Source organism: Ammoniphilus resinae, assembly GCF_017873965.1.
Taxonomy (GTDB): domain Bacteria; phylum Bacillota; class Bacilli; order Aneurinibacillales; family RAOX-1; genus Ammoniphilus_A; species Ammoniphilus_A resinae.
The window spans coordinates 1-21,032 of record NZ_JAGGKT010000021.1 but is presented as its reverse complement, the minus strand read 5'-3'; the positions used below and the strand labels follow the sequence as shown (position 1 = coordinate 21,032).

Below are 21,032 nucleotides of genomic sequence, written 5' to 3'. Positions count from 1 at the left end.
CCTTAGCTAATCTTTTTACAAAATAAACCATAAAATAGGAAATTGTCTACAGTTCCTCTTGTTATCAATAATAAGGGTATGGCTTGCTTTTTGGATTCCAGTTAAAATAAACGTCATTTCATATTGAAGGTAACTTTCTAAATTACTGTACAGGTACAATATCTTTGCTTTGTCCATATTTAGAAAACAATCACTCACAGACAGATTTATATTTTGCTGCGAAGAGTTTGTTCTATTATGCAGATTTTGAAAGAATATTAAAGGATCAAAATCTAAAACTTTTGCAATATTTAAAGCCACAGTAAAACTTGGATTACGTACTCCTGCCTCAATTTGTGCATAATAACCCCGATCAATAAATGCCTTCGTTGCAATAGCGTTTTGAGTAAATTTTTTGGATTTGCGAAGTTTGATTAACCACTCTCTCTTCATTGTTCCCCCCAATTCACATATCCCAATATTTCAGTATGCAAGAACACAAATGATGAGCTTTGTGAGTTTTGAGGTTGTGTCTTGATTATAATCTAAGTTACTTAACCTACGCCAAGGCGATTACTGTCAATAAAGGATGAAAGTACTATAAAAATATAGTATATGTTGTAATTTAGTCTATTAGAAATTTGATGGTAGTAAACGTGGCTATTTGCCACATTTATACAGGTTTTACTTTAGTAGAATTTGTATCATGTGAAAACTTTCTAACGGTTATAACTTAAATGTTGATTTTACTCAGATCACGTCCCGTTAAATTTGTCGGTAGGTGAATGGTATTACGAAAATTGCCGTATTAAAAACACAATAAGCATCGGACAAGCTGTTAAAGCTGTTATCGAAATTAGATGTAGTTCAGTCTAAAAAGTCACGGGTCCTCCGTGCTTAAAGGAGATGGAGTAGACAGAATTTATAAGGGGATAGGAGTGTATTGGATGATAGATAGAGTACAAAACCAAACAACAGGAAAATTAAGAAGATCGCCCGACTTTAGTCAATTAACTGATGAAAAGTTAATACAAGCATACGAAAGATCCGTCCAGCTAAATTTGGAGCTAGATTTTATTACAATGCTTCAAACGGAAATGATGAGAAGGAACTTAAAGTCGTAACTTATTCTAGTAATTTTGAAAAAGTAACATATCTCACTCTTTCACTAGAGATTTTTGTATTTCCTACTTTCATTCATCCTTCTTACGAGCTCGTGAACAAAGGACCAAAGAAAAGTTCCCTTTTGAGAAAAACGTTCAGAAGTCCAACAAAGGCTATCTGCACGGATTTCAAGGGAACTGGGAGGAGAACTATTATTTATGTTAAGAAAGGTAAACAAACACCAATTACACGCCAGCGCGTATAGCAGGAACCGACATGACATAACGGCATCATTTTATTAAACACTAGGTCCCTTTGTTACCCTTCGATAAATTGGATTCAAAAAATACGACTAATGATCAAGTCCTAGAAACTTTAGATCTATGAATAAAAGAGATGGCGATAACGATTTTTTACATCGTCTCCCATTTCAAGCGTCTCATTAAGTACATTAATTACATTCATCAAAAATTTTAGCATTGTTTTTTCCCCCTTGCTCTTGATGTCTTTATTATCTCGTTTTCGAGAGGGGGGAGCAAAGTCGAAATTCCTTCATGTAAGCGTTAATCATAAGGTTTTAAATGGTATGAAAACGTGAATCATTACATCTACACGCAATATTCAGTTGATTTTCACAGCTTTTAACCACCACTTACCTTAATTGGCGAAATTTACCCTATTGGGCTCTGTTCTTACTCATTAAATAGTATCGATTAAAATGTGGAGACCGTTTTTCAAAAGGGAAGATTCGTGTCGATTAGGATGTTATGATTCGATGTACTGGGATGTTGACGAGATAAAATGGATTGGTTCAAGAAAGATTGTGTTTAAAAGAGCTGGGCTCGAGAGAGGGTTCTCGGATCTATAAGGGAGCCGTTTCTGCCAGCCCAAGGGCCTGAGCGTTAAGCAATCAAAATGCCACTTGACATATTTTAACTCAGTTGTTATATTTCACATATGAAATATTGGAGGCAACAATTCATGCACACGGAAAAACTTCGACAGCTATATTTAAAAATTCGGGATGTTAATACCCTTTCCCAGAAACATTTTAGTCAGATCCTTGAGGACAAAGGCATTACACCGGTTCAGTTTGGTGTTTTAGTGACCTTAACAGAAGATGAAGCGATGACGATGACGAAGCTTTATAAGTTAGTCGGTTGTGTGCCAAGTAATATGACTACCCTCATTAATCGGATGGTTCGAGAACAATTAGTTAGAACGACTAAAAATCCAGAAGATCAACGCCAAACCCTTGTTTTTCTTACCCAAAAAGGAATGGAGCTACGGAATTCACTGACTTCTTTGTATCAATCTTTTCTGGAAGCTAATTTCAAATCACTTAGTGACAAAGAACAGGCAACACTCTTAGATTTATTAATAAAGTTAGAGAAGGATCTTAGTTGAGATAGGTTCTTTATGAGTAATTACTTCATATGTGAAGTAATTAACTGATGGTGATTTGATTAAACAAATGATGAACAGCCCTCATTTTATGAGGCTTTTCTATCAAATAATATTTCATATATGAAACAATGGAGGAGGATGTTTAATGACTGAATTAGCAAAGAAATATGGTGGAGGAAAAGGTTTACTACTCATTTTAGGGATATGTGCTTTCTTTGTCGGACTTGATTCGATGTTGGTATCTCCTTTAATCCCCAAAATTTCAGAAACAACAAATACCCCTATGGAAAGAGGAGGCTTACTTATCACGGCATACGCATTGGTTTATGGATTGACTGCTCCGCTATTTGGCCCTATTTCAGATAGGGTTGGCAGAAGATTCATGATTGTAACGGGAATGTTTGTCTTTTCAATCGGGACGTTTCTTACAGGCATTTCTAATGATTTCGATACGATTTTGTTTTTTAGAGCGGTGACAGGGTTGGCAGGAGCCATTGTCATGCCGAGTGTTTTTGCGTTGGTAGGAGATACATTCCCTGCACATGAAAGGGGGAAGGCGATGGGGATGGTAATGGGAGCGATGATTGGATCTACTGTGATCGGAGTACCCGTTGGAGCTTTTATAACTGAATTCGTTCATTGGCAAATGACCTTTTGGGTTGTTGGGTTCCTGGCTTTTCTTGTTTTTCTACTGGCCTTTATTGGTTTACCCCAAACGCCACCACAGAAACAAAGATCAGATTCAATGATCAAAACATACTTTATGCCATTTAAAACAGCTTTCACAAATCGCTCTGTCCTGTATGCGCTCCTTCTTACATTCTTTTGGACAGCGGGGTTGCATGGCATGTTTTCATACATTGGTGTGTTTTATCATGATGTTTTCAATCTGGATGTTGGTGGAATAGGCATTGTCCTATTTATGGCTGGACTAACAAGTGTATTTGGAAACCTATTTGGTGGAAAATGGTCCGATAAAATAGGAGAGAAGAAAGTCATTTATTTTGCAAGTTTCTCAGCAGCCCTCTTTGTTCTCAGTTTTTCATTGTTAACTGGATATCTTTACTTATCGGTTTTCATTCATCTATTCTGGAGTGCGTCCATCGGGGTGGGCCAATCCTCATTAACTGCCTTCGTTTCACAATTAAGCCCAAGAATAAGGGGAACCGTGATGTCATTAAACAGTTCGGCCATGTACCTCGGCATGACCATAGCTTCAAGTTTTGCTTCTTTACTTCTTGTAAACTTCACATTTTTCTCTCTAGGAGTGTTATGTGCTATATCAGTTTTATTAGTTCTTCCTATTATTGGAAGGATTAGACAATAAGACGCTGTTGCGCCTCACCTCGTTAATGGGGTCTGACCCACTGGCGTTGCATATAAATTAAAACGTTAAGATCTTGCTAGGAATGCCCATTTTTTCAAATAAATGTTTAGAAGAATATGGACGAAAATGAAAAAAACTCCTATTGTAGAAGTATCGACCTTGTTATCCAAAACAAGCATCTACAAAGGAGTTTTTATGGATAACAAAACTATATGGCATAAGAAAGTCATTTGTCAATGTCTTTCTCTCTTACCCTTGGAAGGTTCTCCACTTTTAGATTATAGGATGAAAAAGCTTTCCACGGAATCGTTACTAAAAATTTTTGTGGCAGCCCAGTTAGATGAGTGGAATTCTTATGCGGACATGGAAGAAAAACTTCGTGCCCATAAGAAATTACGAGAATTCCTTGAATTAAGTAGTATTAGCGGATCTCAATTAAGTCGTAGACTCAATGATCTTCCTACCGAATGGGTTCAAGAAATCTTCAGTCGCCTCATCGCCAAAGTTTACACTCTCACGAACGATTCCCCAGGTTTGGACGGAGGGATCGGAAAATTACGGATTATTGATGCCACTCATATTAAATTACCTGCTGGATTATGCGATTGGGCTTTCGTTTCCAAAGAGTGGACGGTGGTAAAAATGCATACCCGTCTCATCGTAACTTCAGCAGATACGGTATTTCCTGATCGAATTCTTCCTTCTACGGGCACAATTGGTGACTCCGAGGGATCGGATGTATTGATCGAAGAATCAGATGCAACCTATGTGATGGATCGTGGATATATCAATTTTAAAAGAATCAATCAATGGCTGGAAATGGGTGAAAAGGGTATTGAATTCGTGATTAGACTAAGAGAAAACCATAACATCACGATAATAAAAGAGAACGATCTCCCCGAAGATCCGATGATTTTGAAGGATGCTGAAATTCAGCTTGGCCAGTCTACCTATCGGGTGAAGAAACCTTTACGATTAGTGGAATATCGGGATGAGAAAGGCCGTACTTACCGGATTGCTACCACCCGTCGCGATCTTACCGCGGTACAAATTGCCGAGATCTATCACCACCGTTGGGCTATTGAAACCTTTTTCAAGTGGATTAAACAACACTTACGTCTGATTAAGATTCACAGTACCAAACCTCAGGGAATATGGAATCAGATGTTTCTAGCCCTTATGGCATATGGAGCTGCTTTACTCGTAAAGTTGGAAACCAAGACAAAAAAGACTATTTTTGAGGTCCTTCGATTAATCCGAACCTATGCAGATAAAAGTTGGAATGCATTTCTTAAGGAACTCAACCGTAAGCCAACGCGTACTTCGAAAGGACGACAAAAAGTCCCCAAAAACAAAGAACCCGTCTATCCGTTTGTGGGAACCGTGGCAAAGGTCACCTGGCGTCATAAATGGCTTAAGAAAAAGTAAGTTTATTACATATATATCCAGTTAATGGAAGTAACGAGGTCAAACTCTATTCGAGTTAGACTTTTTAGCCCTTTATGGCCAAAGTTTTTAATCTGAATATTTCGTGTATTAACCTGTTAATTCTAATTCTAATTATATGCAACGCCAGTGGGTCTGACCCCATCACTGTGCTAAAGCGTTAGCTTGCGAATTAGAACAAAGCGAATAAGGATCAATGATTATCTGGATCTTTATCAATACGCAAAGGAAATCGGGGATTTGGATTGGCAGCAAGACATCCTTAGCAAACTTCAAAATAGAGATGTCTTAGTGAAAGAACAGGTCGAAGCCCTATTAACAGCTCAATTATGGGGGAAATTTGATGAAATCAACACGAAGTTGCTAGAAATCTACGGGAAAATGAACAATACACTTATCTCTTATGAATTTGATCGATTACAGGACCAAGTATGGGAGCTAAAACAAGAGCGGGTCAATGTATCGCAAAAATTGCGGGGGATTGAGTAAGTTAGAGGTCCCTATTCGTGACAAGGGTCCGGTTTTTTTATGCTAGCTAGTCCTTTAATCCTCCTTGCCATGCTTAGTGCGTGTGGGTCAAGCAGCAAATATGAGGTTAGTATGGAGATGGGGCAGGAAGCGTTCGAGGATGGAAGATATGAGGATGCGTTTAGCGCTTTTCAAATTGCGATGAAAGAAGATCCGGATTCTACTGAAGCGCTGGAGTGGCTAATGAAAGCCAAAAAGGAACAGGACGAAGCTTCTTCTGATTCGGTCGAAACGGTTTCGGCTGCCGAGCAGGAAGAAACAGCAGTATGAACAGTATAAGGATACCGCCACGGTTCAATTAAATGGGTTGGTTTATAAACAGTTGAAGCAGAATGGGAACTCGTGGTTTGTGATTGAGAGGTAAAGAGCAGATAACTTCTGCTCTTTTTTGTGAACATATTACATAATAAACCATTTTTCCCAAGCGCTACTTGCCTTCAGGGATTATCTGGTCTGTTTCAGGTAATGGAGCAGACATGGTATTATATAGAAATAGACTAACAGCACGGAGGGAAAAGATGAACATAATGGAGACAAGTTTACCTGGGGTTTTGGTCATTGAACCAAAAGTGTTTGGCGACCACCGTGGATGGTTTATGGAAACGTATAGTGAGGAGAAGTTCCGTGAGGCGGGACTGGACTTGAAGTTTGTTCAAGATAATCAATCCTTTTCCGCGACAAAGGGAACTTTGCGTGGACTCCATTACCAATTAGCGCCAAAGGCACAAACTAAATTGGTTCGCTGCACCCGCGGAAGGATCTTTGATGTGGCGGTCGATATTCGCAAGGGAAGCCCAACCTTTGGAAAGTGGTTTGGGATTGAGTTGAGTGAGGGAAATAAGAAGCAACTGTTGGTTCCCAAAGGGTTTGCCCATGGGTTCATGACCTTGACGGACGATGTGGAAGTCCAGTATAAAGTGGACGAGCTGTATGCGCCGGAATGTGACCGCGGGATTATATGGAACGATCCAACGATCGGTGTCGAGTGGCCGGTGGAGTTGGCCGAACCTGTTTTATCTGCGAAAGATCAGGCTGCCCCGTCAATCCTTGATGCAGAAAACAATTTTGTTTATGGAGAATAAATAATGAAAATTTTAGTCACAGGCTATACAGGACAACTGGGATATGATGTGGTTCGCGAGGGGGCGCGCCGTGGATTGGAGATGCATGGCGTGGGATCTCGTGATTTGGATATTACGGATGAGGCGGCTGTTTTTGAGCTAGTTAGGCAGCTGAAGCCGGATGCCTTGATCCATTGTGCGGCTTACACCGCTGTAGATAAAGCGGAGGATGATCGTGAAGCCTGCTGGCAGGTCAATGTGGAGGGCACAAGGCATTTGGCTCAGGCTGCCCGAGAGATCGGCGCCAAGTTTATGTACATCAGCACCGACTATGTTTTTGACGGAGAAGGGGAGACCCCCTTTACAGAGGAAGATTCGACGGGGCCGATCGGATATTATGGCTTGACCAAATATGAAGGGGAAAAGTTGGTCACCACTTTGCTTGATCATTGGTTTATCGTTCGGATCTCCTGGGTGTTTGGTGTGAACGGGAATAATTTTGTGAAGACGATGCTGCGTTTGGCGGAGACTCGTAATGAATTGAACGTCGTTGCGGATCAGTTTGGGTCACCGACTTATACTTTTGATTTGGCGCACTTGTTAATTGATATGATTTTGACGGATAAATATGGGATTTATCATGCGTCCAATGAAGGGTACTGCAGCTGGACTGATTTTGCGAGCGAGATCTTTGCACAGGCAGGGAAGGCTGTGAAGGTGAATGCCATAACTACTGAACAATACCCAACCCGCGCTGTCCGTCCGAGAAATTCGCGGATGTCCAAGCAGAAACTGGTGGACCAAGGATTTAAGCCACTGCCGCATTGGCAGGATGCACTACGACACTATTTAACACATGAGGTGAACTAAAAATGACTAGAAAAAAGGTACTCGTCACCGGCGGCGCCGGCTTCATTGGGGGAAACTTCGTCCAATATATGGTGAATAAATATCCTGAATATGACATTTATAATTTGGATGCCTTGACCTATGCAGGGGATCTAACGAAACATCGCGGAATGGAGGATAAGGAGAACTACCGCTTTGTGAAGGCAGATATTGCCGACCGTGCGGCCATTATCCCCCTTTTTCAGGAGGAAAAATTTGATTACGTGATTCACTTCGCCGCCGAAAGCCACGTTGACCGCTCGATCGAAGATCCCGAGGTGTTTATTCGGACGAACGTCCTTGGAACCCAGGTGTTGTTGGATGCTGCGCGGAAGTTTGGGGTGTTGAAGTTTGTACACGTCTCCACCGATGAGGTTTATGGGGAATTGGACTTTGATCCAACTACCTTCTTCACCGAAGAAACCCCATTACAACCAAACAGCCCGTATAGCGCAAGTAAAGCATCGTCCGATTTATTGGTTCGGGCCTATCACGAAACGTATGGCCTGCCTATGAATATTACACGGTGCTCCAATAACTATGGACCTTACCATTTTCCTGAGAAGCTGATTCCACTGACCATTTCACGTGTGCTGAACGATCAAAAGGTTCCCGTGTATGGGGATGGCGGCAATATCCGGGATTGGCTGCATGTGCTGGACCATTGCACAGCGATTGATCTGGTAATGCATGAGGGGGTAAACGGCGAAGTCTATAATGTAGGTGGACATAATGAACGGACGAATTTGGAGGTTGTGAAGACCATCATCCGCACCTTGGAGAAATCTGAGGACTTGATCGAATTTGTGAAGGACCGCTTGGGTCATGACAAGCGTTATGCCATTGATCCGAGTAAGTTGGAGAAGTTAGGCTGGAAGCCGACCTATACCTTCGAAACAGGAATCGCCCAGACCATCCAGTGGTACTTGGATAACAAGGAATGGTGGGAACAGATCATTAGTGGGGAGTATCGCGGGTATTTTGAGCGGATGTATGGGGTGAAATGATGTGATGTGTGGCGGATATTTGAAGGGTTAAGCGGACATAGAATCCGTTCATTGATCAAATGGTTGTGTCCCCGTTCCCCGTGAGCGGGGGAGGATAAGGGTAGAGATTCTCCCTATTTCTAAGAATCGATGCAAATGAGTTGAAGTAGGGGGAGTACTCTTATTTATACAAAACGATGTTTTGAAGACGTTTTCAAATCTATTAGGTGGAATTTCTGCCCTTATTTCGATTGATTCGGCTACCTTCTAGAAAATAGGTGTAAAATCTCCCCTTATCGGGTGCCGGCCCAAGATGCAGCAAAAACCACTCCATAAAAAAGAGTGGTTTTTACAATTTATTTCTTCTTATAGCCAATATTGAAATGTAAACTGCTATCCGTAGGATAATAGGCAGGCAACCTTTACTTTTCTGCCGTTTAAAATAAATTCTTCCGGGATATCATTTTGGTTGCAGTAGATTTGCGTCCCGGGATAAGTGGAGCCATTTTTTTCGGAACACCATCCCATTGAAATCTCCAATACACACCGTTCTCCATATCCACCATACTGGTGTTATAATCATCACTTAAGTCTCCAGTTACACCCAAACCATACAAGGATTCAATCGGGATATAAATTTCCTCACCCCGCGAGAAGATTTGCTCTAAAAAGGTGTTAAACCCTGGGCCCCTCTTTTCTTCTCCATTGACGAAAAGGGCAAAGGATTCCTTATTAGCCGATGTGATGGGGGGATCTTTTCTTTCTTCGCCCCATTGAATAGGGTAGCCATCATAATAGGAAGTATAGATTTTGGTTTTTCCCTTTCACGATAAAAAAGTCCTGCTAACCTTTACTTGGTGAAATCATTTCTAGATTTCATATTGGTCAACTTTTTTAAAAATATCAAAAAAAGTAGTATGCAAGTTATGATTCATCATGCACAATAAATCTATGGATTAAGGCGAGAGCAATGGATCACCACGAAGTAAAAAAGGAGAAAGTGAGACATGGAGGATAACAAAGAAATCCCTTTTCATTTGTGGGGAGTGATTATATTAAGTATAGTGGTCCCAATTGCAACAGATTATGTTCTTCGATCAGAAACTCCAGCGGTGATATTTCTTCTTTTCTTTGTCCCAATCGTTATCTTTGTTTTTTATTTTAATATAAGGAAAATTGTTTTATGGACATCTATAGTCAGTATCATTCATCTGGCATGGGGAGTATACTACCAAATTGTAATTGGCGGAAGCACGTTTCAGAATATCTATAATCATTTGGGTTTAACTATTGTTTCTTTCGCTTTTGCCATCTTATTAGGAAAGCTAATCAAAGAATTGAAAGAAAGTGAAGTACGATATCGAAACGTCGTGGAAAATTCACCTCAATTAATTATTATCCATCAGAATGAAAAAATTATTTATGCGAATCCAACGGCCGTACAGCTGGCAGGTTTGAAGGATGGTGTGGATGTCATCGGTAAATCCATCTTTGATTTTATCCATCCTACGAACAAAGACAAGGCCATCCTTCGGAATCAAAAAATTCTAGAAAATGAGCGCGGCGATGATTTTTTAGAATATACACTCGTAAATGCTGAAGGAAAACCCCTTTATCTCGAATTGTTAGGCAGACAGATTAATTATAAAGGACAAGCGGCCATCATGGTTGTTGGGAAAGATATAACCGTATATAAGGAATATCAGAAGAAAATTGAGTTCATGGCTTTCCATGACACATTGACAGGACTGCCCAACCGATTCTTTTTAAATAGGCATCTGGAATATGCATTAGCTGACTGTCAAACATCCAACCAGTATTTAGCACTCCTGTTTATTGATCTGGACCGATTTAAATTCATCAATGATACCATGGGGCATCAATTAGGGGATCATCTATTAATACAAGTGAGTGAAAGATTGTTGAATCATATTCGTGAAGATGATATCGTTTCTCGTCAAGGTGGCGATGAATTCATTATTTTACTAGGGGATACTGACTCTGTACGAGCGGAGGAGATTGCAGAACAAATCTTAAATAGCTTCACAGCGCCATTTATTTTATTTGGGGAAGAAATTTATATCACCCCTAGCATCGGAATTAGCATGTATCCAAAGGATGGGATGGATGCTAATACGCTGATTAAAAATGCCGATACTGCGATGTACATGGCGAAAAGACGAGGGAAAAACAACTTTCAATTCTTTATACATGAAAATGAAAATAGATTGGTTCGGCGTAATACCTTAGAGCGTGAATTCAAAAAAGCACTAAACAAGCGCGAGTTTATACTAAATTATCAACCGAAAGTAGAGTTGAAAACGGGAGTCATCATAGGGGTTGAAGCGTTGCTTCGCTGGGATCATCCAGAGTTAGGTCCTGTTCCTCCACTCGAATTTATTCCCATTGCAGAAGAAACAGGAATGATTGTTCCACTCGGAAACTGGGTGCTTAAAGAAGCGCTCAGACAAACTAAAGCGTGGCAAAAGGCAGGCATTGAAATGAAAATGGCCGTGAACGTTTCAGCTTTACAGTTTGAAAATCATTCTTTTATCGATTTTGTAAAAGAAATGCTATCTAACAATAAATTATCCCCTAAGTATCTGATTTTAGAAATTACCGAAAGTGTCATGCAAGATATAAAGCACTCAGCGATTATTATCGAAAAGCTCAATCATATAGGTGTTCAAGTCGCTATTGATGATTTTGGGACAGGCTATTCTTCTTTGAGCGTTCTAAACAAATTACCGATCGACTTTTTGAAGATAGATAAATCATTTGTGAGTGAAATATTTAATAACTCGAATACCTCTTCCATCGTGAAGACGATGATTGAGATGGGGAAAAATTTGAATTTTGGCCTCATCGCAGAAGGGATTGAAAACGAGAGGCAAGCTGAGTTTTTAATCCAAAACGGCTGCCATTTTGGACAAGGCTATTTTTATAGTCCACCGCTCCCAGCAGAGGAAATGGAGGAGTTAATTAAAAGTCAATTAAGTTGTGGTAAAATTGAAAAAAAAGGCTCTGCTGCCTTCAACTTGGGAGAAAAAGATCATGAAGAATCGTAGATTGATCTATGGTTTCACCCTTATTTCCTTGACGTTATCTATTCTATTAAATTATCTTTTTCCGTTCCTGGGTTTATGGATGTTATTCTTAATGCCATTGTTTGGGGTTATTGTTCTTTTTCCTACCTGGCTAGTAGGGAACCTTTGTATTGTGATTTTAGTGTTCGTTCGATATTTGACGCAATATGCCGCTTTTTCCGGGAACATCCCTAATGATTACCTTTACCGGTTAGTATCGACCTCTATCGTGGGATGGCTCATCCTCCTCACCATGACCTTTTTTATCATAAAAAATAAACGACTAGTTGAGGAACTTGAATATCACTCCTTAACAGATAACCTTACACAAGCGTTTAACCGCAGGTATTTAGAACAGTACTATGAGAAGTTTCTAACGGAATCATCAAGACAAAAGCAGACGCTAAGTATTATGTTGTTCGATATTGACCATTTTAAAAAAATTAACGATCAATTTGGGCATAATGCGGGCGATCTGGTATTGCAGAGATTAGCAGCGGAAATCAAAGAGTTAATAAGAAAAAGAGATGTTTTTGTGCGGATGGGCGGAGAAGAGTTTGCTCTTTTCTTGCCGAATACCGATTTAAACCAAGCTGACAGCATGGCTGAGCGTATCAGGCATCAGGTTCAAGAAGTTAAGTTAGACCATCATGGTGCTGCTATTTCTTTTACAATCAGTATTGGAATAACCATATTTAAAGTGGATACGTTAGAACAGCTCATCGAAAGGGCAGATCAGGCTTTGTATCAAGCGAAGGCCAGTGGTCGAAATAAGGTTGTCGTATTGAACGGTGATTTATGTGAAAGGAGACTTAGGGGAGAGGTTACTCTAGCTGCTAGTAGAGGGGAACCATAAACTGTAAAGGGGCGATTTGCGTGGCACAATTCACAGTTCCATGTTCTGTCTATCGTGGAGGTACCAGTCGCGGGTTATTTTTCCACCAAAAGGATTTACCACAAGATCCGAATCTGCAAAGGAAAGTTTTTCTCGCTGGGATTGACGCGTACAATGTATCGCAAGTAAACGGGTTAGGAAGTGGTACCTCGCATACGAGTAAGGTGGTTGTGATTTCTCCTCCATCTGTGGAGGGAGCGGATGTCGATTATACCTTTTATCAAATCGGGATTGGTGAAGAGATTGTAGACGATAAAGGGACTTGTGGAAATCTAATGGCTGCCGTCGGAGCCTTTGCTGTCGATGAAGGTCTTGTGGATCTTGCGGATCATGAACAAGAGATGGTTGAGGTTTCCGTTTTTAACACCAATATTGGAAAAATGATCAAGCTGCAGGTTCCTGTTATTGATGGGAAGGCCAAAGTGAGCGGGGATTATCTCATGCCTGGGGTCTACCCATCTGGGGCAAAGTTTATAGTCGATATCCTGGAGCCTGGCGGGGGGAAAACAGGAAAGACGCTTCCACTTGGGGCAGCTTCGTCTCTGTTCATCGGAAATAAAAAAGTGGATGTTTCTTTTGTGGATGTTGTAAACCCCTTTGTCTATTTATCAAGCCGTTCCTTAGGGATCAAGGGGATTGAGCCTAACCATGAGCTTTCTATGAACCAACAGCTATTAAAAGAATTGGAAGAAATCCGCAGCCATAGTGCCGTTGAGGCGGGGATGGAAAAGACGGTTGTAGAGGCCAAGCTAGCTCCTGCTGTTCCCAAGCTGGCCATCGTTTCCGAGCCACAAGATTATGTGACATCGGATGGAAAGAAGATTTCCAAAGAGGAGGTCGATATTGTCGCAAAGATGGTCTCTATGGGGAGATTTCACCGAACTTTCGCAGGCAGCGGTCTTTACAATTTGGCGGCTGCGGTGTTACTTCCAGGAACCTTACCGAACCAGTTAGCGCAAAACATGGACAACCGAAAGAATCAAGTGGTTCGCATCGGGCACCCTGAGGGAATTGCTGAAGTCCGCGCATCGTTAACTACCGATGGCCACGATGTGGCATTTGTCGGATTAGAGAGAACAGCGAGAAGGATCATGAAAGGCGACCTATATATCCCGCGATGAGTTTGAATAAAGAAGACCCATCTTATCACTGTATAAGATGGGTTTTTATGTGGGAAGTATCAGGATTCAATGTGAAAGCGGGCCTTTTCTGACAGGAACAAGGTGAGCAGGAGTTAGCCAGTCAGGAAAGCGGGCTTTTTCTGACAGGGTCGGGGGTGAGTAGGTGTTAGCCAGTCAGGAAAGCGGGCTTTTCATGACAGGAACAAGGTGAGCAGGAGTCAGCCAGTCAGGAAAGCGTGCTTTTCATGACAGGAACAAGGTGAGCAGGAGTCAGCCAGTCAGGAAAGCGTGCTTTTTCTGACAGGATCAAGGGTAAGAAGGGCTGGCCAGTCAGGAAAGCGTGCTTTTTCTGACAGGATCAAGGGTAAGAAGGGCAGGCCTGTCAGGAAAGCGGGCCTTTTCTGACAGGAACAGGGGTAAGCAGGGTCTAGCCAGTCAGGAAAGCGGGCCTTTTCTGACAGGAACAAGGTGAGCAGGAGTTAGCCAGTCAGGAAAGCGTGCTTTTTCTGACAGGGTCGGGGGTGAGTAGGGGTTAACCTGTCAGGAAAGGGGGCTGATTCTGACAGGGTCAAGGGTGAAAAGGGTCTTGCCTGTCAGAAAACGGGTCGGATTCTGACAGGGACAGGGGTAAAAGGGTGATAGCCTGTCAGGAAACGGGGCCTTTTCTGACAGGAACAGGGGTGAGGAGGGTCCAGCCTGTCAGGAACCGGGTTCCTCGGCCTTCACTTTTTCCCCAACGACAACACCCATCCGCATACCCCGCCTAATAAAGCAGGAAATATCCAGCCGAATCCCACTTCAATAAATGGCAAGTGGAGGATCGGAGAAATAAAATCCCAGTTTTTATTGATCGCAATCAGACCATCATTTAGGCTCACAACCATCGTAAATAGCACGGAGCCTCGATAAACAAATCGATGACCACGGAAAACCCTATCTAAAAAGGTCAAAAGGATGAGCACGATGATGATCGGATAAATAAAATGTAAAACGGGGACGGACAAGTTAATTAATTGCGCTAATCCCACATTTGCAATGACTGCACTGAATAATACAAAAGCGGTAACGAGTGCTCTATAGGAAAAGGCCGGAAATAGTTTATTGAAATAAAGGGCACACGATGACATAAGGCCGGTAGCGGTTGGAATGCACGCTAATAAGATCGCCATACCCAAAATGACATTGCCGTACACACCGAAGTAGGCCTGCGAGACACCAGATAAAATGGAAGCCCCTGACGCAAATTGCAGGGATGAGCTCACCGCACCTAAATATCCCAAGCCGACATAGACAGCACTCAAACAAACGACAGCGATGACACCAGCTTTCCAGATAATGATCTGAATATCCCTTTTCTGATCGATCCCCTTTGCTCGGATCGAATTGATGACAATCATCGCAAACACAATCGAAACGATGGTATCCATGGTTAAATACCCTTCTGTGATCCCTTTGAAAAGGGGGAAACTGGCAAATTTATCCGTGGGCGTCCCTAGTGGGTTAAATGGTTTGAAGATCACGGCTGCAATTAATGTGAATAAAACAGCGAGTAGAAAGGGTGTGATCATTTTTCCAAAACGATCCACGAATTTACTTGGATTCAAAGCTAGTACATAAACGATCAAGAAATAGATTAAGGTAAATATGGCGAGCGTAAACGAATTGCCCCCATCCTTTAAAAAAGGCACAATCGCGATTTCGTATGAAACAACGCCTGTCCGAGGTGCTGCGAAAAAAGGACCAACGGTGAGATAGGTGATACTGGTTAAAGCGACGGCAAAGACAGGGTGTACTTTTTTGCTTAAATCTTCTGTTGAACCCTTATTACTTGCGTAAGCAATGGCAAGAATACCGAGCAAAGGCAAACCCACGCCGGAAATAAGGAACCCTCCCATGGCAAAGGCAATATGACTCCCCGCATCTTGACCCAACTCGGGCGGAAAAATTAAATTCCCCGCTCCAAAAAATAGCGAAAAGATCATCAGACCAATAAATAAAATTTCTTTGTTAGATAATGTATGTTTCATCGAATATCTCAACCCTTCAAAATGGCAATACACAAAGTAAGGGACCTTTTTGTAAAAAGCGTCCCATTACGATTGAGCATACGGATGATTATACAAATGATTTAGGAATTGATCAAATTTCAGATGGGATGGATGGACCGTCATTGAGGGGGTGGGACAAAAGTGATTCTCTGTCCGCTTACTCGAGTGTGCTGGGGTTTACCAAGATGCAGGATCCTCATAAACGCTCATATTGGTGAGTGGGGGTGTGTATGCATGGAGGCCTATAAACCTTGCGTTTCCCTTGTTTTCCATGATGTGAAGTTGGCCTTTGAAAGCAACATAATAATCACCGGATTTCAGGTGCTGTTCACTGGATTTTACCGGAGTCCCTTTTTCATCTAGTTTATAGTTTCTATTCAACAGTTCCCCTTCGACGACGTAGGCACAACCGATGGATTCACCGTGATCATGCAAAGCTGTTCGCCTGCCAGGAGGGATATTCAATACGATCACTTCTATATATTCATTTGAGTAGACCACATGACGTCCATAAGGGAGATGCTGGGGTTCTGTAATATGGTCCTGAACGATATCCATCGTAAGATTTAACTTTTCCAATAAGTTTCTAAGATCTTCTAAAGTAGCCGTTGTGATTCCATCAAAGCAAGAGTGCAGCCTCTGGATTAGGTTCATACGATACGATCCCTCCGTAAGTGAAAACGATTAAAGGCCCCCATTTATTGCATCATGCAAGAGTTGAGGGCCTTTGGTTTGTCCCGGTAGGGCGAGTTGGTTGATTGAGTTGATCTTGCTATTTTGGGGGCCTTTTAGCAATAAAATATGCGATCTAGGCTCCCGTGGTGAATGGAAAAGTAAGGCCACGTCACCCAGGTGTTTCCGCGTCATCAAGGGAAGGAAAGGAAATGACGAACAGGCTGCCTTTGTCTATTTCACTTTCAATCGTAATCGCCCCACTCATGGCTTTTATAAGGCTAAACGAAACCATGGTTCCAAGTCCAGTTCCCTTTTCTTTTGTTGAGTAGTAGGGGGTTCCGAGTCTTTTGATCTGCTCCTTGGACATGCCGATTCCTGTATCCCTAATCTTAATGACTGCCACTTCTCCGATCGCGGACGTGGTGATTTCCACTGTTCCTTTGTGGGAAGCTTCAATGCAGTTTTTAATCAGATTGATGAGACTTTGCCTAAGCTTTTGGCTGTCGCCGATGATCATGCAATCGTTATTCGATTTGTAGATCAAATCCACTTGATGAAAATTCGCGTATGGAGTTAGGACATTCACCACATGTCGGCATTCATGAGCTAAGTTGAGGTGCATTATATTCGTAAGCTGGGGTTTAGCGAAAGTTAAATAATCAGAAATAATATTGACCGCAGAATTTAACTCAGTTAGAGCTAAGCGAACAAATTCCTGTTTCTTCTCCTGGGAAAGATCGACATCGCCTAATAATTGCAACATCCCTTTGACTGTGGTTAACGGATTTCTGACTTCATGGGATACACTCGCGGCGATCTCACTCACAACCCTCATTTTTTCCGCTTCTTGCAGCTGTTTTTCCATTTTGAAATGGTCAATGACAAATTCGATGAGATAAATGAGTAAGCATAAAACGATACTTTGGACGATGATAAAACTGCTAAATAGGAATAATGCCTTTAAACTGTAAAAGTTCCCTAAATAGAGCACAAATTTTAAGAGGAGAGGAATAATGATCGTGGAAACCATTAGGGCTAAAAATATTTTGTACCGGCTATTCAGTTCGAATTTGGATTTAATATATAAAAGGGAAACATAAAGGGTCCCGGAAACGAATAATGCAATATAGAAACCATCCCCGCCAATGAGGTAGCGGTAAGTTAACAAAATGATAAGAAGAGCCCCACCAATCCTTGCCCCTCCATAAAAGACCCCCAAAACCAGAAGAACCTGCCTGAAATCAAATGTATAATGCTCCATATAGCGAACTGGGAAAGACATACACAAAATCATGGATATGGAGAGTCCCACAAAAATTAATAGAGAAGGAAAGCGGTCATTTTTCTTTTCGATATTCGTCCAGTATAAAAAGTAAACAATAGGTGGTATACAAATAAACATGAAATTAGTCATTAAAGTCTTAATAAAGTCTTCCAACGATACCACCACCCTTGCACTGTTAGTAAGATCATTTTCCTATATTTAAAATTGACAATCAACAAAATTATTTGGATTTTAAGGTTTTAAAGCAAACTTTTTTTTGAGGAAAGGATTAAGGGAGGTTTTTTCTCTATGTTAAACAAAACGGGGTGGCTGTTCTCTCAGGGTGTGGGTGGGCCTTGTCGCCGCGGTTGGCTTCTTTCTCTTCATGTGCCTAATGTTAACTAGGTTGGGGAGGGAGGGGGGAGTGAAAGAGGGAAGAGCTGGAGAGAAGATGTGGTGGTGTAACTGAAGTGTAGGGACCCCTTGAAATTGGAGAGAATGAATTTCGTCGGGGTGATGAAGATCAAAGCGCTGCTTGGAATTGGAGAGAATGAACTTCATCGGGGTGATGAAGATCAAAGCGCTGCTTGGAATTGGAGAGAATGAACTTCATCGGGGTGATGAAGATCAATGAGCCCCTTGAAATTGACGAGAATGAACTTCATCGAGTTTATGAAGATCAATGAGACCCTTGAAATTGACGAGAATGAACTTCATCGGGCTTATGAAGATCAATGAGACCCTTGGAATTGGAGAGAATGAACTTCATCGGGCTTATGAAGATCAATGAGACCCTTGAATTTGATGCGAATGATGTTCATCGAGGCTATGAAGATCAAACTGCCTCTTTGAACACGGGAGATTGATGTTCATCGGGGCTATGAAGACAGAGCAGCCTGGAGCCCCCCCGACTCAGTCCCAATCAAGCTAGAATCACGACAACCGGAGCCATCCTGCTAGCCAACCCCGGTCATCGCCCACCAAATCCCTAAAAAATAAGTGGGAAAACAAATGTAACGAAAGCTGCCCAAAGCCCGTAGACGGGCAAATACTTTGTCACGGCATCCCGGATGGCCCCCGGTCCGGTTTTGTTTTGCAGAAAATGCAAGTAGGATAGCATAATCCAAATAAGATTCGCCCAGATCAGGATGTTCACGACCAAAACCGCAAGTCTGTTAGGGGTAATCCCGTAAGATGAAAGTCTGAACGCGATGGCTGATAAAGCGACACTGTCAATGAGCAGAGCAAGGACAATGAGGGCAAAGTTAATATAATCGGTAATGGTCTTTTTCTCGTCTTTCCCGCTTTCGGTGATGGAAAAGATGGTAACCGCCAACACACTAAGAAGTATTCCGTTGAACGATAGCAGGAAATCGCGGTCTAAAAATGGATTTTTGCCAACCCAAATCACCGTGATCAGATAAACCAACAATGTAGCCAAAACAAGGGGACTAAAAATTTTCGATAGATAGGGTGCAATATTTTTCGAAAGGTTCCTTGATACCAGGTATACAGCCACAATAGCGAGAGCGACAGCCCCGAATAACACGACATTTTTAAAATAGAATTCAGCGATATCCATGCCCACAAATCGGAATAATTGCATAGTTAAGGCGGTTAGCAGCATTCCGCTGATGGCCATGCTGGCATAGAGGATGCAAAATTCCCCATTAAACTTAAGGTAGGCCAATCTCATGCTTCCGGCACCATAATCATTTCCCGTAAAGGCTAGCCCCACTAACACCCATAAGAAAATGGGGAGGTGTAGGTAAACCAGGATCACACTGTCTTTCTGCACAAGTGGCAGCATATTCAGGTAAAACCCAGAGACGACGAATAGCGCAATAAGGGTGTAAAGGACACCTCTTTTGGGGGGATTTTGGTATACAAAATAGGCGGCCATAAAAGGAAGAATGCCAAAAGCTAGGTTAATAGGTGCTATCACTTGCTGCTCGACAAATTGAAAGATGATCCTCGATGTAATCCCCGCCAGGATGGCTAAAATACCCATGAACAAGAAATCTTTCCGCAGCAAGGAAGGTTTTTCGATCTCCTTGAAATGCAATCTTTCAAACCAAACCGCAAGAACCTGTGAATCGGGGTTTTGTTCCCAGGCGGAGGTGAATGACTTTTTAAAAGCCTCGGGTTCTTTTCTATACATTCTCTCCAGTTCATGGGGGTTAGAGATATTTTCAGTGATCAGATTGTTCATCGATATCGCTCCTGTATTCTAAAATATCTCCAGGCTGACAATCCAAAGCCTTACAAATCGCGTCCAAAGTGGTTAATCGAATCGCTTTTGCCTTTCCATTTTTCAAAATTGAAAGATTCGCCATCGTGATCCCCACCCTCTCCGAAAGTTCCGTTACGCTCATTTTACGTTTCGCCAGCATCACATCAACATTAATGATAATTGCCATGTTAGTCACCTCAGACCGTTAAATCATTTTCAGATTTGATATGGATCGCTTCTTGTAAAAGTCGTTGGAGAACCGCAGCAAAAACAGCAATCACCAGCGAAGCAAAAGGAACAACTAATCCTAGGAAGATCACCCCTGGCGCATCGTCCATCTCTGCAAAAAGATAGAAGAGCGGCAAGGCGAGCAAATGCAAACCACTGATCGTGATCGCACAGTATTTGATTTTCCTCAAAGCTATGACAGATAACTCCGAGAAAGCCTTGTTTTGATCAATGTAGGTTAGAAGTTTAAATGCCTGATACAGTGCAAAGTAAAAGGGGATCGCCGCTCCATCAAAAACGATGAAAACGAGAAATTTGGTCGGAGTAAATGCAGGCAACAATTTGGCTGCTACATTTCCAAGCTCAGGCACCAAAAAGATGCACAAAGCCAGAACCGGGATTCCCATGAGAATAACCGCCATTTTTAAAAAGAGGGTGGTTCCTCGTTTCATGAAAAGCACCTCGCTTATGAATTATTGATTTGACTTTACCATGGTGTTTATTGTTTTGCAATAAAAATGTATTGTTTTTAATTAAAGTGTTGTTGTTCTTTTTGGATTGAAGGAAGTCCGAGAGGGCGAGAAATATAAGGGGATAAATACACTATTTGCTCAAAAACTCGTTTGAAATCGTTTACAGTTTGGAGTAGGGGGAATTTCTCCCCCCTGATATGAACGAAACCTGTCAACCCCTAAGCACCCTTTTTGTTTTTTTGCGCACTAAACTAATCCTGTCAAGTGCATTTCTTTACAGGGT

20 protein-coding genes are annotated in these 21,032 nt (G+C 41.8%); 12 read left to right on the top strand and 8 right to left on the bottom strand.

The genetic code is table 11. From position 1 onward, the window contains the following. Positions 1–15 precede the first annotated feature (15 nt). Positions 16–432 (bottom strand): helix-turn-helix domain-containing protein, encoded by a 417-nt coding sequence (locus J2Z37_RS21730; RefSeq protein ID WP_209812423.1) that lies wholly within the window; start codon positions 430–432, stop codon positions 16–18. Between the two features lie 494 nt (positions 433–926). Here J2Z37_RS21730 and sda point away from each other — a divergent pair, with 494 nt between their 5' ends. The 9 genes from sda to rfbB all read left to right on the top strand — a co-directional run bounded on the left by sda (position 927) and on the right by rfbB (position 8,747). Beyond that, positions 927–1,103 (top strand): sporulation histidine kinase inhibitor Sda, encoded by a 177-nt coding sequence (gene sda, locus J2Z37_RS21725; RefSeq protein WP_209812422.1) that lies wholly within the window; start codon positions 927–929, stop codon positions 1,101–1,103. 961 nt (positions 1,104–2,064) lie between these two features. Further along, positions 2,065–2,490, top strand: coding sequence for a MarR family winged helix-turn-helix transcriptional regulator (locus tag J2Z37_RS21720; RefSeq protein WP_209812421.1), 426 nt, complete (start codon positions 2,065–2,067; stop codon positions 2,488–2,490). Positions 2,491–2,635: 145 nt separating this feature from the next. Then, positions 2,636–3,817 (top strand): MFS transporter, encoded by a 1,182-nt coding sequence (locus tag J2Z37_RS21715; RefSeq protein ID WP_209812420.1) that lies wholly within the window; start codon positions 2,636–2,638, stop codon positions 3,815–3,817. A 285-nt stretch (positions 3,818–4,102) separates the two neighbouring features. Next, a complete protein-coding gene (locus J2Z37_RS21710) occupies positions 4,103–5,245 on the top strand; it encodes an IS4 family transposase (protein WP_245204096.1) in 1,143 nt (380 codons plus the stop codon). 183 nt (positions 5,246–5,428) lie between these two features. Continuing rightward, the gene (locus tag J2Z37_RS21705; protein ID WP_209812419.1) at positions 5,429–5,752 is read left to right on the top strand and encodes a hypothetical protein; all 324 of its coding nucleotides are present in this window, start codon (positions 5,429–5,431) and stop codon (positions 5,750–5,752) included. Positions 5,753–5,821: 69 nt separating this feature from the next. After that, positions 5,822–6,061: a hypothetical protein gene (locus tag J2Z37_RS21700; RefSeq protein ID WP_209812418.1), complete on the top strand. Its 240-nt coding sequence runs from the start codon at positions 5,822–5,824 to the stop codon at positions 6,059–6,061. A gap of 248 nt (positions 6,062–6,309) precedes the next feature. Beyond that, positions 6,310–6,873 carry a dTDP-4-dehydrorhamnose 3,5-epimerase gene (gene rfbC, locus J2Z37_RS21695; protein WP_209812417.1) on the top strand — a complete coding sequence of 188 codons (564 nt, stop codon included), beginning with the start codon at positions 6,310–6,312 and terminating at the stop codon, positions 6,871–6,873. A gap of 3 nt (positions 6,874–6,876) precedes the next feature. Beyond that, the gene (gene rfbD / locus J2Z37_RS21690; RefSeq protein ID WP_209812416.1) at positions 6,877–7,722 is read left to right on the top strand and encodes a dTDP-4-dehydrorhamnose reductase; all 846 of its coding nucleotides are present in this window, start codon (positions 6,877–6,879) and stop codon (positions 7,720–7,722) included. Positions 7,723–7,724: 2 nt separating this feature from the next. Then, on the top strand, positions 7,725–8,747 hold the full coding sequence (rfbB, locus tag J2Z37_RS21685; RefSeq protein WP_209812415.1) for a dTDP-glucose 4,6-dehydratase: 1,023 nt from the start codon (positions 7,725–7,727) through the stop codon (positions 8,745–8,747). 372 nt (positions 8,748–9,119) lie between these two features. Here the strand turns inward: rfbB and J2Z37_RS25905 are convergent, their stop codons facing one another. After that, the gene (locus J2Z37_RS25905) at positions 9,120–9,254 is read right to left on the bottom strand and encodes a hypothetical protein (RefSeq protein ID WP_280922252.1); all 135 of its coding nucleotides are present in this window, start codon (positions 9,252–9,254) and stop codon (positions 9,120–9,122) included. Between the two features lie 479 nt (positions 9,255–9,733). Between J2Z37_RS25905 and J2Z37_RS21680 the strand changes: the two genes are divergently transcribed. From J2Z37_RS21680 to J2Z37_RS21670, 3 genes are read left to right on the top strand one after another with little or no spacing between them, the layout of a single operon-like run. Continuing rightward, complete coding sequence (locus J2Z37_RS21680; protein ID WP_209812414.1) at positions 9,734–11,794, top strand: putative bifunctional diguanylate cyclase/phosphodiesterase; 2,061 nt, start codon at positions 9,734–9,736, stop codon at positions 11,792–11,794. Continuing rightward, on the top strand, positions 11,781–12,668 hold the full coding sequence (locus J2Z37_RS21675) for a GGDEF domain-containing protein (RefSeq protein WP_209812413.1): 888 nt from the start codon (positions 11,781–11,783) through the stop codon (positions 12,666–12,668). The genes J2Z37_RS21680 and J2Z37_RS21675 overlap by 14 nt, the downstream gene beginning before the upstream one ends. Before the next feature lie 20 nt (positions 12,669–12,688). Next, positions 12,689–13,828 carry a PrpF domain-containing protein gene (locus J2Z37_RS21670; RefSeq protein ID WP_209812412.1) on the top strand — a complete coding sequence of 380 codons (1,140 nt, stop codon included), beginning with the start codon at positions 12,689–12,691 and terminating at the stop codon, positions 13,826–13,828. A 722-nt stretch (positions 13,829–14,550) separates the two neighbouring features. On the opposite strand, the gene brnQ is transcribed toward J2Z37_RS21670, so the two are convergent. The 6 genes from brnQ to J2Z37_RS21640 all read right to left on the bottom strand — a co-directional run bounded on the left by brnQ (position 14,551) and on the right by J2Z37_RS21640 (position 20,728). Next, complete coding sequence (gene brnQ, locus J2Z37_RS21665; RefSeq protein WP_209812411.1) at positions 14,551–15,855, bottom strand: branched-chain amino acid transport system II carrier protein; 1,305 nt, start codon at positions 15,853–15,855, stop codon at positions 14,551–14,553. Between the two features lie 198 nt (positions 15,856–16,053). After that, entirely contained in the window at positions 16,054–16,530 is a 477-nt protein-coding gene (locus tag J2Z37_RS21660; protein WP_209812410.1) for a cysteine dioxygenase, read from the bottom strand. 190 nt (positions 16,531–16,720) lie between these two features. Beyond that, complete coding sequence (locus J2Z37_RS21655) at positions 16,721–17,989, bottom strand: sensor histidine kinase (protein WP_209812409.1); 1,269 nt, start codon at positions 17,987–17,989, stop codon at positions 16,721–16,723. 814 nt (positions 17,990–18,803) lie between these two features. Further along, entirely contained in the window at positions 18,804–20,033 is a 1,230-nt protein-coding gene (locus J2Z37_RS21650) for a DUF4153 domain-containing protein (RefSeq protein ID WP_209812462.1), read from the bottom strand. Further along, a complete protein-coding gene (locus tag J2Z37_RS21645) occupies positions 20,008–20,235 on the bottom strand; it encodes a helix-turn-helix domain-containing protein (protein WP_209812408.1) in 228 nt (75 codons plus the stop codon). Before J2Z37_RS21645 ends, J2Z37_RS21650 begins: the two co-directional genes overlap by 26 nt. 10 nt (positions 20,236–20,245) lie before the next feature. Next, positions 20,246–20,728 carry a DUF2975 domain-containing protein gene (locus J2Z37_RS21640; protein ID WP_209812407.1) on the bottom strand — a complete coding sequence of 161 codons (483 nt, stop codon included), beginning with the start codon at positions 20,726–20,728 and terminating at the stop codon, positions 20,246–20,248. Positions 20,729–21,032: the final 304 nt, after the last annotated feature.